The sequence below is a fragment of the Pseudoalteromonas sp. 3D05 genome, assembly GCF_002723455.1.
Lineage (GTDB): Bacteria > Pseudomonadota > Gammaproteobacteria > Enterobacterales > Alteromonadaceae > Pseudoalteromonas.
The window spans coordinates 267085-283194 of sequence record NZ_PDUS01000003.1; the positions used below are offsets into that span (position 1 = coordinate 267085).

The following is a 16110-nucleotide window of genomic DNA, read 5'->3' on the forward strand; positions in this document are numbered from 1 at the left end:
TTATTGTTTATGTACGGCAAACTCAATAGCTGCGCGTGCTTTATCGCTATCTTGGCGGGTAGGCCGCGATTTGATATTTTCACTGTACGCATTTGGCAGCTCAGCTTCAAGCGCCCCGCGATGAACGTGCTCTATGTACCAGTCATAAGGTAGAATTGTTGCATCTGTGGTATTGGCAATATAACAATGCGCAGTTATTTTTTTGCCATCAAGTAAAATAACTTCAACATCTACACAATCGTAACGCGGGCCTTCAATAGCATCGAGAACCTCTTTTTCATCCGCCGTTATTTGATATACCACCCCATATACTTGAGCGTCTTGAGCGGTGCTTTTTCTTACACTACATTTACCAGAACCATCAAGGCTGACCATATCAAACGTTAACTCATAGCCAATTAAACGTGCCGTCCCTACTCGTTTAACTTCAGGAAGGCGTGCTAATAAACGATTTGACGACATATTTGAGCCAAACGAAAAATTATAAAGTGCCATGTTTGTTTACTCCTATAAAACGACGCGTATTGCTAACGCGATTAAAATCACGCCTATACCACGGTCAAACCAATAACCGCTTTTTTGAAAAAAACCACGTACATTAGGTTTAGATAACACCAGTGATAAAAATGAAAACCAAAGCCAAGTTGCCACAGCCATATAAAGACCATATCCAGCTTGCACCAAAAGCGGTGTTGTTTGACTGATCACCAAAGTAAATAACGACATAAAGAATAAGGTCGCTTTGGGGTTTAAGGCATTCGTTAAAAAGCCACGCCGAAACGCAATCCAGAGTGACTCTTCACTTTGGCTTTGAAGTACTTCTTCACCCGTGTTTGTCGTGGGTTTGGCGCTACGCAGCGCTTGAAATCCTATGTATGCTAAATAAGCGCCGGCTAAGTATTTTAACGCCATAAATACACTAGGTGATTGCGCTAACAATACCGCAACCCCCAACAAGCAATAACCCACATGAAGTAAAATCGCTAAGCCAACACCAAAGCTAGTCCATAGCGCATTACGCCGACCATGTTGAATACTTTGCTTAAGTACGATTGCAAAGTCGGGACCAGGGCTCGCTACTGCAAAAAAGTGTGCCAATGCTATGAGGATAAATTCATCTAAATAATTCAAATCTTTATCCGGCCTTTTTTTCGTCTAGCGCTAATAAAAGCGGGTTTGCAGTTTCACTTAATAGTGCTTTTATCTCTTTTTGCGCTTTCTTAAATTGGCCGCGCAGATGTGGCTTAAGGTGCTTTTTCGAGTCATTGTGACCTTTAAAGTGACATATTAAAGCGTGCATAAACAAAGTTTGTGATTCAGTTAATGCAGCCTGCCTGTTCGCGTAAGGGTTATAGCAAGACCCGCAGCCTCCTTTAAACTGATAAACAGTGTTACTCATCATCACTCCAAATCCTAAAAAGCATGCAAGCGCGTCACTGGCTTGAGGTAAAAACTCTTTACCACCTGGTGGTAATACACCAACATGGTGAATCATGATCGTTGCAAGTGTTCCTGCAAAACTCGCCACCAAATCTTGTGGTTGATTTATTTGGTTTGGATTAAAAGACACATTAACCAAATGCGGCGGTGCAACGATAAGAGTACTGTTTGGTGAACGTAGTGTGTCTGTAAACTCAAAATGCGGGAACACTTGTGGCTGAAGCTGCGCAGGCCCAACAAGCTGAATTGGCCAGGCTTGCATACCCGCATACCCCACAACTCGCTGAAATACTTTGCTAGCCATTTCTTCAATACTTGATACAGGATCAGGAAAGAATTGATGATTAGGTAACACTAACTGTGTTTTATTGATAAAAAACTCGCTGTCAAAATGCTCAACAGCCCACACAAATGTATCGATTAACCATTGTTGTTCTTGTGCATCTAACAACGGTTTAGATTTAAATAAAGCTAACATAATCAACTCTTAATATTATTGTTGGGAACTTGCCCATTGCCATGCCTGAGTATTATAAAGCGGCACAGTCGATAAAGCGTGATGATGACTCCCAGTCGATTCTTTAGTTGAATATGAGAGGTATAATAAAGACCGTGTTTGTGCATCATAAATTCGACGTACTTTTAACGATTTAAATAAAATACTTTTTGAGGATTTAAAAACAACCTCACCTGACTTGCTTCGGTCAATGTCAGCTAACTGTTCAGCTGTAATAGGGCCGGTTTGGCGACATGCAATAGACATATCCGATGGGTCTGAAAAATCTAGATTCGCTTCAATGTGACTTATATGACATGTCACCCCGGTGACCAACGGATCTTGTTGTGAAACTACTTTAATATCCTTCGTTGTAAATAGTCCTAAACTAACTGATGCAGCATCGTCTGAGCACCCAGTTTGTAAAGCCAACAACCCCAATAGACTAATTATTTTTAATGATTTCATACCATTCCTTAAATTCAATCGCTACAACATTCGCACCTCAATTGCGCGCTCAATAGTTACATTTTTAAAATAGCTATGCTTCAATAGTAACTGAAAAATTCTTCAACAACGAGCTGCAATATAATGAAAAAAATACTAATCCCGCTGTGTTTTTTATCTGCCACCACTTACGGCCAAGATGATTACTCTGTAAGCCTCTATGCTGGTAAAAACTTTAACCAAACATTAGAAACCAAAGAAGCATTAAAGGTTGAGGTTAATAATGGCAACCACTTCGCTTTTAGTATTGACCGTAATATTGACCGCGCCCGCTATGGCTTCTATTTTGCACAAAGCAGCAATGAGCTTGAGAATACAGACGATAAAGAAGTCACCATGAAATACTTTTTATTCCAAAGTGCTGTTGAAGTAGCGTTAAGTAATCATATTAATAGCTATATAGGTGCGCAATTAGGCGCCAATTATGTACAAACTAATTTTACAAGTAATGACATATTCTTTGCCAGCGGCTTATATGGCGGCGTTGAATATTTGTTTAGTGATAAAGCCAGAGTTTTATTTGAAACCCGCTGGTTGGCTACTATAGTTAACAACGAAAGCACGGTTAACTGCACTTTGCCGACCAACGAAGATGATAAATGTTTATGGCATTTTGATGGCGACGTACTAAACCAATTTCAAACAAGTTTAGGTTTTACTTACCGTTTTTAGGAGCCTTCATGCCCCACATTGTGATTGAACATTCTGAAGATTTACCACTTTTGCCCCAAGTTTTAGTTGATAAAGTACATCAAACTACCTTTGAAAGTGGTTTGTTTGAGCTTTCGACAATTAAAACTCGTGCCATTGCTTATCAGCACTACCAGCTAGGCGAAGGTAAAGATGGTTTTATTTATATAGCGGCCTACATAATGGCTGGTAGAAGCACCGAAGAAAAACAGCGCTTAAGTGAAAGCTTACTTAATTGTTTGCGTACTTATTGCATGGAATCGTATAGTTTAAGCGTTAATGTTTACGAAAACAGTAGCGAAACTTATCGTAAATGCTAATACAACACTTAGGTAAAAATATTAAAATAATTACCTAGCTACCAAAAGGTGTATTCGCTTATGGTAGGTACTCAGCTCTAATGCGCTTAATGTCTATTTGGGGTGACTTATACGATGTGTAAATCAACCAGTCGAGCTTGGGAACATAAGTTAAACCTGATGAGCGACTAAATGCCCGCTCAGGCAAGCGCATCACGTCGTGGCGTTGTTTAGTTTGTAAGTTATAAGCACTTAGTCGGTAGTCACCTTGATTGACATTAAAATAAAACACCCTATCAGGTTCGTTACCTGCTCCTTGGGCGTAATGCCATCCAACGCTGTTAGATAAATTGATCGACTCAATTAACACCTCTTCTTCACCAGTATCGTGATGTTTAATCCATAACTGCGTTGTTTTTGGGTTGGCAAAAATAAGATCTCGCTCAGCCGTTTCAATCGCATAATACGCAGGTAACGCTATTGCCTTGCCTAAGTTTTCACCCTGAAGACTCAAACGGTGCACATACCCGTTGTTTGATACCAGCACGCTTTGACTATCAGCCGACCATGCGGGCTTACCATAACTATCAAACCCACTTTGCAAAGGTTTACTATTTAATTGTTTTTGAAAGTCATAAATAAATAACTGATTCTTGTCTTTAATATTTGCGGTATAGGCAATATAACGACCATCATAAGACCACACTGGGCTATATACACTGGCTTTTAGGTGACTTAACTGCACTCTATTAGTGCCATCTGAATTAGCAACCCATAGCTCTGAGTCTCCCGACTCACTTGAAACAAATGCTATCTTATTTTGTGCTTCATTATAATCAGCATAGCGCATAGTAAAATGCGTTGATAAAACAGGAAAAGGCGAACTTACAATAGGATCATTGACTTTTATGCGCATAAGAGCTGAATCGATATGCCATTGATGAAAATACAAATCTCCTTGAGCGCTGAATTCAGGATAGCTAAGACCCTTTACTTTCATATCAGTGACAGTCTGAGTATCAAAGTTATAAAAGTAACCTCGACGCTCATCTTGCTCTACCGCTGAAAACACCAGTTGATCTTTAAGTGGATGCCAATCCACACCACGAATATCAAGAAAGCCAGTAGTTAGTACGCGTGTATTGCCGGTTGCAATATCCACTAAGAATAGATTTTCATTCCCAGTAGGGAGATTGCGTGAGACAACAAGCTGTTTTGCATCAGGGGAGAATATTACTGACTCATCATTAAAGTCACATTCACCCGAACACGGAATCTTTTTAATATCTTTTTTATCTGAGGTTAAATCAAGAATATTAAGCTCTGTTTTAACGCGCCCTTTCGTTATTTTCTCACTAATAAAAACCAGCTCAGTTCCCGAAAAATTTACGTCAAGATCTGTAGGATTGCTTGCAGAGCAAGATGCCAATACCGAAATCTCGCCTGTTACGATAATATGCTCTACAACCTCACACGTGCTTGCTGAGATGCGTCGATAATAATAAAGACGCTGGAAATCAGGGCTAAAAACGGTTCTGCCCTCAACGTAATCTGTATTTGTAAGTGATTTCACCGCCTGCTCTGGCGAAAATAAATCGCGTAAATATAAGTTTGTTTGCTTACCTGGCCGACGCCAAGAGTACGCCATAAAATGGTCATCACTCGAGACCGCTGGATAAAGCTCTCTTCCAGGGCTTGTTGTAACCGTTTCAATATAGTCTGTTAGCAAAACAGTAGACGACCCGAGAGACTGCTCTTTGTGCGAAAACAGCCAATGCTGACTTGCCCAAAAAGTCACGACTGCAACTAAACCTAATGCAGCTATTGCAAGACTAAAAGGTGCAAATAAGGCCGCTTTATTTGGTTTAGGTTGCTTAGCTTCAACAATGGTAGGCGCTACCGTTAATCGGTAGCCCGTTTTTCGTAGTGTTTCTATGTAGGTGTTGTTGGGATCTAGCTCTTTAAAAGACTTCCGAAGGTGCCAAATTGCATTGGTTAATGCTTTTTCACCAACAAAGTAATTGCCATCCCATACTTCTTGAATCAACTCTTCACGCGTTATCGCATGTGGATAACGCGATGCTAAAACTGACAATAATTCGATAAATTTAGGCTGCAAAACTATTTCCACATCTGCCCATATCAGCTTATTTTCAAGCACAGAGACATGGCACTGATTTAATAAAAACGGTTTTTTAGTATCCATAAATGAAAGCAAGCACCTAGTTTAGAAGTCTAGAAGGGTAACCTTTAATTGAATTAAAATGCAAAAGATTAGGCTTAAAGTAAATAACCTTTAAACAAAAATCAAGTAACAATAAATACAATACATTGTTTTTAAAGGAATAGATATTAAATAGATGTAAAATAGGGATATAAACGAGACACCTCTCATTGTACTTTGATTCACGATTCCATAAAACATTTAACGAATAAAGCCCACCAGCTACTGTGTTAATGAATACTTTGAACTGCCCTTCAACCAGTTAACGCAGTAGCTTTTATAAAAACCAAAAATGTAAGGGAAATCTGTGAGCAACATATCAACAAGAAAATGCGCATTGGCACTGGCTATTACAGCAAGCTTTTCAAGCCATACCATTGCAAATACTGCAGAAATTGAAAGAACATCACCCAGTAAGCAAATTAGCGAAGTAGCCCCTGAAGGCCCGGAAAAAATCGTTGTAACAGGCTCACGCTTAAAAAGAGATAGTTTTTCAATTGCAACGCCACTTGTCACAATGGACAGAGACGCGATTGAAGACACGGGTCTAACAAACCTAGCTGATATCTTGGTTGAAAATATGCCTGCTTTAACTGAAAGCATTGGTAATACAACTAGCCAATCAAGTGTATCGGTGACGGGGTTATCAACTATCCAGCTACGTGACTTAGGTGCAAACCGTACCTTAACATTGATCGATGGCCGCCGCGTTGTCTCAAATAGCTACAGTGGTAACTATGTTAGTTTAAACACCATTCCAAGTGGTATGGTTGAGCGCGTTGAAGTGATCAGTGGTGGTGCATCGGCAACCTATGGTGCAGATGCTGTTGCAGGCGTTGTAAACATCATTACCCAATCTAAAAAAGAAGGGTTCGATTTTAAAGCTCGTGCCGGTGAAACCACAGATGGTGGCGGTAAAGAATTCACCCTAGATTTGAATTATGGTGATTCATTTGCAGATGACAGAGGCTATGCTTATCTCAGTGTAAACTGGGACCGTGATTTTGGTATGAGCTTTTATGACCGAAAGCGCGCCCAAATAGAAGATTCATATTCCTATGATGATGATCAGATGTGCAATCAAATGCGCACAGCATCAGGTCTGCAATGTATGCGTGACATCACCCAAGCTGATTGGGTCAGTAAAAGTGATGGCACGCTAGGTGGTGTATTCTTAGAAAATAGCCGCAATGACACTCAGTTTTGGTATGACGGCCAAACGCTTCGTGATGATTGGAAAGGCAATGAGGAAATTTACGGCATTAACTCTAGAAAGTATGTGAAACTTGATGTACCAAGTGATAACTTTTCTACGGCCATTAAAGTTGATTTTGATTTAACCAATGACATCATGCTGTATGGTCAAATTCAATACAGTGACAGCGGCTCATTTAATGATAAGTCACCTGAAGATGAATATGAAAGTGCTTACGTTCCGCGTTTTGACCCAATAACAGGTGAACCTGCCGGTGATGTTAGACCGGGTTACATCCCACTTGATAACCCCTATGTACCGCAAGAAATTTTAGATGCAAACCCGTATAAAGATCGTATTTATTGGGATCGCCGCTTTGGTGAAGTGGGCAACATCAACACCGACAACAGCAGAAAAACCATCCGTAGTTGGGCGGGCCTTCAAGGAACTGTATTTAATAACGAGTGGGATTGGGATATCTCGGCAAGCTATGGTCGATTTACACAACACCAAGAGCGTAACAACGAACTAAATACAGTAAAACTAAACCAAGCACTGCAAGCTGAACAACTGGCTGATGGCACCATTCAATGTAAAGACGCAGATGCCCGTGCTGCAGGCTGTGTGCCAATTAACCTATTTGGTGAAGGTTCAATTACACCCGCAATGGCTGACTGGATTCGTACGACACCGATTATAGATACTGAAATAGAGCAGTACGGCGTGGTAGGTTACGTATCTGGTGATTTATTTGAAATGCCAGCAGGGACTGTTTCTGCTGTATTTGGCGGCGAATACCGAAAAGATTCACAAGACTTAAAAACCAGCGACGACATGAAAGCAGGTGGCATTACGTTTAACTACGTGCCAAACTTTTATGGCGAAGTAGACGTTTATGAAGCATTTGCAGAGCTCGCCGTGCCATTATTAAAAGATGCACCACTAGCTAAAAACTTAAGTGCCGAAACCTCGCTGCGTTTAGCTAATTACAGTATGGAAAATGTAGGTACTGTTGCCAGTTATAAACTTGGTGTGTTTTGGGAACCTATTAGCGGTTATGCATTTAGAGCTAACTATGCTCGCGCACAGCGAGCACCCACGATTACAGAGCTTATGTCACCTGAACGTGGCGATTACGATAGCTACTCTGATATTTGTGATGGCTTAACAGCCACATCGACAAAACCAGGACATGATAGCTGTCGACAGGAGCCTGCATTTAAAGCCTTACTTGCAGAAGATGCTGACTTTGCTTTTGAAGATGAAAACAACTCGTACTCTCCAGGTGCTGGTAACAAGGAACTAAAAGAAGAGACCGCAGATACCTATACATTTGGCATAACCCTGGCACCTGAATTTATCGATAACTTTAGGCTGGCTGTGGACTATTATGACATAGCGATTGTTGATGCCATTTCAACCATCAGTAACGAAAACATTCTGCGTGAGTGCTATGACTCGGATGTCTCATGGGGTGATGATAATGTCTTTTGTAATGATGTAACGCGTAATGATGAAGGTAACATCACTAAAATTTTACAACGCCAATACAACTTAGATGAACTCACTGCGCGTGGCTATGATGTAGTAGCGCAATATAAGTTTGATGTTGATGGCGTAGGATCATTTGCTGTTAAAGCTGATTATAATCATGTAATCGAAAACTCACAGACTTATCAAAGTGATGATGGCAGTTATATCACAAGCCATTATGCGGGCTATGGGAGTAGCAAAGATAAAGCAACGCTCTCTTTGACATGGCGCAATGACGATGTACGCGTACGTTGGAGCACCAACTTCCTTGGTTCATTTAAAGCAAGTCAGAGCTTAGAAGAAGATTGGCAAGAGTATATGGCAACGAATAACGAGCGTTGTGCAGCCCAAGAAGAAAGCTGTATCGCTAATCCTGAGCCATTAAAGTACCAAAACTACGGCTCATTTATGAAACATAATATATCGGCGTCTTATAGCATGAGCCTGCAAGACCAAGGTGATTTACGTATCTTTGGTGGCATCAAGAATGTATTTAACGATAAAGGGGCTTTCTACCCGTATGGCCGAGGTAACTATTACTCTGGTTATGGCGGTGGTAAAGGGCGCTATGTTTACTTAGGTGCTCAATATAGCTTTTAAACTTTTACCCAAACCACCTTAACATGGTTAATGCCCGTTAACCATATCCCTACTAGGTTGTTAGCAAAGGTACGCTTCATTTGAACGTACCTTTTTTCTATTGCCAATATTGCATTTCAACTAAGCGTGAAGTTGTTCTGGCAAACTCAAATGCCAGCTTTTGTCCTTCGTAAAGCTGCTCAATTTGCACATGCGCGCTGAGTACTAATAATGTGCCACGGTCATAACACTCATCAACAAGGGCAATGAACCGTCGCGCTTCATCATCTAAATAATAGTCGTTGTGTGCTTGGTGCTCCCGTTGATAGCTATCTTCAATTCCGTGCACTATTCGTTTTGATGTCATCCCTTGCCCCATTGCGGGAATGTTCACCACATACACTCGTGAATAACTGTTCGCCAACTTAATGTAATCATAAGTGCTACGCGTCCCTGAGCAAAGCGCCATAAAATCGAACATGACTGCATGATCACTTCGCATCAAGTAACTCACTGGCCGCCCTAAAATAGTGAGAGTTTGGTTCTCTACAATCGAGTTTTTACCACTGAATACTTTGAAGTCATCAATACTTTTTGGTAGATCATGAGGGCAAATAAAATGATTTAATTGGCGACCAAAACGAAATCGATGGTCACACTCCCCTGCAACATTAATTATATGACAATGACTTTCTAACAGTGCAATACACGGTAAAAATCGAGCGCGCTGTAATCCATTAAAATAGAGCTGCTGTGGGTGACAGTTTGATGTAGCAACTAACACTACGCCATGAGAAAATAGCGCTTCAAATAACTTCGACATAATCATCGCATCGCCAATATCACTGACAAAAAACTCATCAAAACATAATACACGAATGCTTTTAGCCCATCGTTTAGCAATAATAGAAAGTGGGTTTTTACTCCCTTGCAGGCTATTTAACTGACTATGCACTTGTGCCATAAAATGGTGAAAGTGCAGCCGCTGTTTTTTTTCAGTAGGGAGTTGTTGATAAAATAAGTCCATCAGCATTGATTTCCCCCGTCCTACAGGGCCATATAAAAATATCCCTTTAAATTGTGGTTTAGTTTGCCACCACGAAGACTTACGGCTCAGCGTTTCTGCAAGTTGTTGTAATGCGTTAACGGCCTGAAATTGCGCCCTATCCTGTTGTAGCTTACCAGCGTCTAATTGCTGATTGTAGGCGGCTAATATTTGTATCTGTGACACTGTCATGGTGGCTTACTATCGGCTATACTCGCCGCCATTGTAGCCGACAGAAAATGGGAACCCAATGAAATTTCCTTGCCGTTTAGATAAATTTATTAGCCACCTAGCACAAATTCCCCGCAGTAAAGCAAAAGCGCAAATCAAACAGAAAAACGTAATGATCAATGCTCTGATTGTCACCGCCTTTGATCATCCCGTTGCGCAAGCTGATCAGGTAGTGCTTAATGGTGAGCCCCTCACTTATCTTGGTAAACGCTATTTCATGCTTAATAAACCTGTAGGTTATGTATGTGCGAATGTTGATGAACTACACCCTACCGTTTTTGATTTATTGGATGAACCTAATATGAATGATTTTCATGTTGCTGGGCGACTAGACATTGATACCACAGGGTTAGTACTCATCACCAACGATGGCGATTGGTCACATAAAATTACTTCGCCCAAGCACAATAAGTTTAAAACTTACCTCGTCGAAACCCAAGAGCCACTTAGCGAAGAAGCGCTTGAACAATTACGTCACGGGGTACAATTACATAACGAGAAAGACCTGACTCGCCCTGCCATTGCAGAGTTAATAGCCAGCTATAGTTTACGCCTTTCAATAAGCGAAGGTAAATATCACCAAGTAAAACGTATGCTTGCTGCTGTAGATAATAAAGTTGTTGAATTACATAGAGAAAAAATTGCAAACATTGAACTTGATTGCACACTTGAAAGCGGTGAGTACCGCCAACTAACGGCTGCTGAAATCGGGCTATAACCGTCCCTTTAACAGAAACTTGAGCAAATATCACGTCCAAAACCTATGTTATTGTTAATTATAACTAACAACTGGCCGATAAACGTGGTAGAAAATTAATGTCATAAAAATTAATAAGGGGCTTACCATGCTGTCGGGTCTAGCATTAAGAACGAAAATTATCCTCTTCGCAGGAGCTATGTTTATAGCACTCAATACAATTGCGTTACTCGGCTTACAGTCACTACGCCACGCGAGTGAGAGCGATAACATTGCGCGCATCAACCAACTCATGAAAAGCACCACAAACATTGTTGAACAATTCGAGCTACTCGCTAAAACACAGCAGCTCTCTGAACAACAAGCCCGTGAATTTGCAACACAAATGTTACGTGAAAATAAATACCACGATTCTGAATACGTTTATGTCGTAAATGATAAACTTAATTTTATTGCCACGCCGCATGACCCACAACTTCACGGTACTAGCTTTAATGATTTTAAAGATGCAAACGGCAACAGTATTGGCCGAATGGTAGAGTCGCTTGTAGGCAACCAAACCAATAAGATTATCACTTACCACTGGGATTCAGTGCGCGATGGTGAAACAGTCGACTTGACATCTGTAGTACAGAAAACGCCTTACTTTGGCTGGTACGTTGGCACTGGTATTAGCGCCAAAGAAGTTAACGCACGTTATTGGGATACAGCAAGTTGGCTGCTTGGGCTGTCATTAATCATTGCTATTGTACTGACAATTGCGATTGCTCGCTTTGGTATATCTTTAAGTAACGCACTTGGTGGTGAAGTAAATCAAGTTATTGATATAGTTAAACAAGTATCAAGAGGTAATTTAGACTCTCACATCCGAAGCGATGCACCAGCCGAGAGTATTATTGCAGCAATGCAATATATGCAGCAGGGTTTGCGGGGCGTAGTCGGCGGTATTAAAGATGTGACTGACAGCCTTAAAAATCAAAGTATTGATAATGAATCCCGCTCGATAGAACTTGATAAATTAACGCGAAGCTTGAACGAAGAAACCCACATGGTTGCTTCCGCTATTACAGAGCTGACCGCTTCTGCTCAAACTGTTGTAGAACATGCAGAACAAGCCGCGCATTCAGTTCAAGAAGCTGAAAACCAAGGCCAAAGTGCCAGCCACTTAACCACTGAGGCTGCGAATACCATTGCGTTATTAGAGCAACAAATTGACAGCGCTGGTAATAACATCCAAGTTCTTGATGATGAAGTAAATAATATTGCTAACGTGCTAAGTGTAATTCAAGGAATTGCTGAGCAAACAAATTTACTTGCCTTGAACGCAGCTATTGAAGCTGCCCGTGCCGGCGAACAAGGCCGCGGCTTTGCCGTTGTTGCTGATGAAGTGCGACAACTCGCCCAGCGCACTCAATCAAGCACTGAAGAGATCCACACCATGATTGGCAAGCTACAATCAGCCACCCAAGATGCTAAAACATCAGTGAACTTAAGCATTACGACCAGTGAGCAAACTGTTGCTAAATCGAAAGACGCCAGTGAAGAATTACAACGCGTGGCCTCTTCGCTCAGTGCAATTGCGCAAATGAGTCACCAAATTGCTATCGCGGCGAAAGAACAACTTGATGCAGGTGAAGATACAGCCAAACGGATTGTGACAATATCAGATACCGCTTCACAAACAGCGAATGTATCTCATCAAGCTCACGCGGCGACTGATTTAATAAAAGGTTTAACGAATGATTTAGAAGCGCAAACAGGTAAATTTAAATCTTAATCATCAACTTCCCTGAAAAGCCCGTACTCGTTTGCGGGCTTTTTTATTAGGCCAGCAATTACGATTTTATTTGCACTAAATCAAAATCGGCAAGATCTGGCACAATCGTTTGTAAGCGCGATTCTGTTATATCTAACGAATTTAAACACTCACAATATTCTGAGGCTTTAAGCTCTAGTTGATGTGCTTTCTTTTGTAATGATTTATCAATTTCTTTAGAGATAATATCCATTCGCTGGCCCATATCGTTAATGCGATCCTCGATATTCCCTTCACGCGATTTAAATGCATCACCCAGTGAGACTAAAATAGCCCCTAATGAACCGTGCACAGCAGAATGGATTTTTTTACTGATCTCTTCGGTAAAGAAATCATCGATTTTAGACAACGACTGTGGGGCAATAAAAAAGAAGTCGTCACCACGCTTAAATTTATCCATCAATGCGCGTTCAACGTATTGTAACTGGGTTTTAAGCACTTCAGGTTCTTTGTCTGACATACCTTCAACAACTTGCTCAATTGCGCTCAAACCTAAGTTCACACCATCAGTAGCAAGTTCAACAAGCTCTGGAACAGTATCTCTAATTCCTTTACTAAATTGCGCAAGAACTTGGCTTTCTTCAGTGCTTAAATCTATCCAATAACCTCGAATAAATAACTGATTGTTATTATTTATTTGTACCCGAGTTTGGCCTTTATCCACAATGCGAATTACATCATCAGTAATTATAAGGCCATGGCTGAGTTCAACCTCACATTGGGCTTGGGCAAAGGCAAAGGAACTTGAAAGTGCTACAGATAACGCCAATATCGAGCGAGATAAAAACGCCATAAACACCTCAAAAAGACTAAAAATGGAAGGCCAGTAGGTTAACAAAAAACCATTTTTATGCAAGTGAAATGGTAGGCGCGATTTGACATCGCGCCTGGATGCTTCAAGTGCGCGGGATAAACCCGCGCTTCCATTTAAATGGGTGAACCAGGTGGGATTGGTAAAACTTTAAAGTTTGAAGGCCACTCTCCTGATGCTAAAAATTGCTTTATTTGCTCAGATAAATACTGCTTAAATGCACTTTCACCGATACTCACACTGCCAAGTAGCGAACGCTGCTGATAGTCATCACTTAACTTGACTAAGTAATAACGCAACTGAGCCTGCACTTCAGGATCCACATCATGGCTAACAGCAAGATCTGCAAATTGTTTTGCCGTTAACAACTGCACGCGCTGATTTATCTTAGCTGCCATGCCTGTTTGCTGCGCGCTTTCAAATATGTGCTCATATATTTGCGCAAGCATTTCATCAAATGTAAAAAAGTCACTACTACGAGCTTGTTGCTGCGCAAGACGGTTTAAGCGCTGACTATTTAGCATTAACGATAAACTGTGATTTGCAGCCACCTCAGGTAGGGCCATCGCATCGAGTGTTAAGCCTGTACGACCGACAATACTTTCACGGCTTTTTGACTCACCGTATGCTTTAGGTGGTATCAGTGCCAATATATGCTCAGGTAGCATTAAATTTTCGGCTGTTAATGTACTTAACATGGCATTGAGCGCTTGCTGTTGTAATGATTTACTCACTACTTGAGCCCCTTTTACGGCCTCATCACTGCGTACTTCGTAGTCATAATCAACACCGGCAATCAATTTAACAACCGACTCAACTTGGTAACGGTGAAATAAATACAAAGGCACCAGCATTTCTTCAAGTTGAGATAAAGCCGTGCCTGTTTTTATATTCTTGATACCAAAATTAGCCAATGCGTATTTACGTACTTCTAGAACACGGGCTAACTCTTCACTCGGTGATGCACCATTATCCCAAAGATGAGCAGTAGGGTGAGCGCCACCTTTAGGGCGGGCGTCGCTATCAGAGATAAACTCCAATCCTTTGGCTTTATTTTGCGCCAAAATAGCTGCAAGCTCCGCACTTTCATCAAAACCGGTAAAATCACTGTAGCCATATTTAATGACCTGTGTGTCCCATTGACCCATGCCATGCGCATATCCACGACTGACATCTAGCTTACCTTTATCGTTAAAGCTTAATAACGGGTGAGGGTAATCCATAACCGATGAACGGTCTGCCACTGAGGCAGAGAAATTATGGGCAATACCTAGCGTATGGCCTATTTCATGAGCACTGAGTTGGCGAATACGATCCAACGCCATAGCTTGCAAGGCTTTAGTCGCTTCATTTCCATTTATATATGGCGCTGCAAGTGCTTCTGCAATTAAAATATCTTGGCGAACACGTAATGAGCCTAATGTAACGTGGCCCTTTAAAATTTCACCTGTACGAGGGTCAATCACTGAGCTGCCATACGACCAACCTCGTGTTGCACGATGAACCCATTGAATCACGTTGTATCGAATATCCATCGGGTCTGCGTTATCTGGTAATACTTTAATAATAAATGCATTTTTGTATCCTGCTGCTGCAAAAGCGTCATTCCACCATTGACCACCTTCAAGTAAAGCGGTTTTAACAGGCTCCGGGACACCTGGGTCTAAATAGTACGTAATAGGTTTTACCGGTTCACTGATTGGTAGTGAAGGGTCTTTTTTAGCAAGACGGTGACGTGGAATGTAACGCACTAACATTGAATCACTCAACGGCGCCGCGTAATCTTTATGTTCAATACTCCAATAACCTGATTGAGGATGAAATTTACGAGGTGTGTAGTTATCATCAGGTAGTTCAATTAATGAATGGTGCGTATGAACCGTCAACGCATAAGGGTCTGCGCTGACTTGGCGGATATACTTACCCGGCTTGCTCCCTTTAAAGGTAAGCACAGCTTCAAGCTCAGTGTTTTTCATAAAGGCTTTAGAACGCGGCATATACACTGCACTGCGGCTCTCATCTAGACTAAAGCTACCTTGTTTGCGAGAAGCCAAGGTGCGGCTAACACCATGAACATCGCTCAGTAAGTACGGGGTATAATCAATTAAAACGGCTTGTGGGCTTTGCGCCACGACTTTAAAACCCGCTAAAATACTTGACGCAAATGCCTCTTGAATACTTTTTTGCTCAGCCTTATTAGATGTATTAGCTCGGTAATACGTGTTGATTGCTCTGAGCATCACTTTGTCACCAAAGCGCTCAAACTTTACTAGGTGTGTATTGCCTAACTGACCACGGTCGAGGCCAATATCATTTGAGCCAACACCATAAGGTAAACTTTGCTGCAGTAAAAATTGCTGTTCAAGTTTATCTACTTTTAAGTAGATTTTGCCATTTTCGGTATCGTAAAAGAATGAAAAATAGCCAGGAAAATGATTCATTTGTGCAGTAAAATCATTTATAGACTTAATTGCTGCGTGCGCTTGGGTTATCATAGTCAGCAACACAGTAAAGAGTATGTAACGTATCAGTGGTATTTTTTGCATA

The 16110-nt window shown here is 41.2% G+C and carries 13 protein-coding genes; 5 read left to right on the forward strand and 8 right to left on the reverse strand.

The genetic code is table 11. The features are described 5' to 3' along the window. From CSC79_RS05300 to CSC79_RS05315, 4 genes are read right to left on the reverse strand one after another with little or no spacing between them, the layout of a single operon-like run. Positions 1-495 carry a gamma-glutamylcyclotransferase family protein gene (locus tag CSC79_RS05300; protein ID WP_099294785.1) on the reverse strand — a complete coding sequence of 165 codons (495 nt, stop codon included), beginning with the start codon at positions 493-495 and terminating at the stop codon, positions 1-3. A 12-nt stretch (positions 496-507) separates the two neighbouring features. Then, positions 508-1131, reverse strand: a complete 624-nt coding sequence (locus tag CSC79_RS05305; protein ID WP_099294786.1) for a LysE family transporter — start codon at positions 1129-1131, stop codon at positions 508-510. Between the two features lie 4 nt (positions 1132-1135). Beyond that, complete coding sequence (locus CSC79_RS05310; protein WP_099294787.1) at positions 1136-1918, reverse strand: hypothetical protein; 783 nt, start codon at positions 1916-1918, stop codon at positions 1136-1138. Between the two features lie 15 nt (positions 1919-1933). Further along, a complete protein-coding gene (locus CSC79_RS05315; RefSeq protein WP_099294788.1) occupies positions 1934-2404 on the reverse strand; it encodes a CreA family protein in 471 nt (156 codons plus the stop codon). A 123-nt stretch (positions 2405-2527) separates the two neighbouring features. Between CSC79_RS05315 and CSC79_RS05320 the strand changes: the two genes are divergently transcribed. Next, entirely contained in the window at positions 2528-3115 is a 588-nt protein-coding gene (locus CSC79_RS05320; RefSeq protein WP_099294789.1) for a hypothetical protein, read from the forward strand. 8 nt (positions 3116-3123) lie between these two features. Then, the gene (locus tag CSC79_RS05325) at positions 3124-3453 is read left to right on the forward strand and encodes a 5-carboxymethyl-2-hydroxymuconate Delta-isomerase (RefSeq protein ID WP_099294790.1); all 330 of its coding nucleotides are present in this window, start codon (positions 3124-3126) and stop codon (positions 3451-3453) included. Positions 3454-3511: 58 nt separating this feature from the next. Here CSC79_RS05325 and CSC79_RS05330 read toward each other — a convergent pair whose 3' ends face one another. Further along, the gene (locus CSC79_RS05330) at positions 3512-5638 is read right to left on the reverse strand and encodes a winged helix-turn-helix domain-containing protein (protein WP_099294791.1); all 2127 of its coding nucleotides are present in this window, start codon (positions 5636-5638) and stop codon (positions 3512-3514) included. Positions 5639-5963: 325 nt separating this feature from the next. Between CSC79_RS05330 and CSC79_RS05335 the strand changes: the two genes are divergently transcribed. Beyond that, positions 5964-8984 (forward strand): TonB-dependent receptor, encoded by a 3021-nt coding sequence (locus tag CSC79_RS05335; protein WP_099294792.1) that lies wholly within the window; start codon positions 5964-5966, stop codon positions 8982-8984. A gap of 97 nt (positions 8985-9081) precedes the next feature. Here CSC79_RS05335 and zapE read toward each other — a convergent pair whose 3' ends face one another. Then, complete coding sequence (gene zapE / locus CSC79_RS05340; protein ID WP_099294793.1) at positions 9082-10200, reverse strand: cell division protein ZapE; 1119 nt, start codon at positions 10198-10200, stop codon at positions 9082-9084. A gap of 58 nt (positions 10201-10258) precedes the next feature. Here zapE and rsuA point away from each other — a divergent pair, with 58 nt between their 5' ends. Beyond that, entirely contained in the window at positions 10259-10957 is a 699-nt protein-coding gene (rsuA, locus tag CSC79_RS05345) for a 16S rRNA pseudouridine(516) synthase RsuA (RefSeq protein WP_099294794.1), read from the forward strand. 127 nt (positions 10958-11084) lie between these two features. Then, positions 11085-12713 (forward strand): methyl-accepting chemotaxis protein, encoded by a 1629-nt coding sequence (locus CSC79_RS05350; RefSeq protein WP_099294795.1) that lies wholly within the window; start codon positions 11085-11087, stop codon positions 12711-12713. 58 nt (positions 12714-12771) lie between these two features. Here the strand turns inward: CSC79_RS05350 and CSC79_RS05355 are convergent, their stop codons facing one another. Both CSC79_RS05355 and CSC79_RS05360 read right to left on the reverse strand, forming a co-directional pair. After that, the gene (locus CSC79_RS05355; protein WP_099294796.1) at positions 12772-13545 is read right to left on the reverse strand and encodes a YggN family protein; all 774 of its coding nucleotides are present in this window, start codon (positions 13543-13545) and stop codon (positions 12772-12774) included. Between the two features lie 134 nt (positions 13546-13679). After that, complete coding sequence (locus CSC79_RS05360; RefSeq protein ID WP_099294797.1) at positions 13680-16109, reverse strand: zinc-dependent metalloprotease; 2430 nt, start codon at positions 16107-16109, stop codon at positions 13680-13682. Position 16110 lies beyond the last annotated feature (1 nt).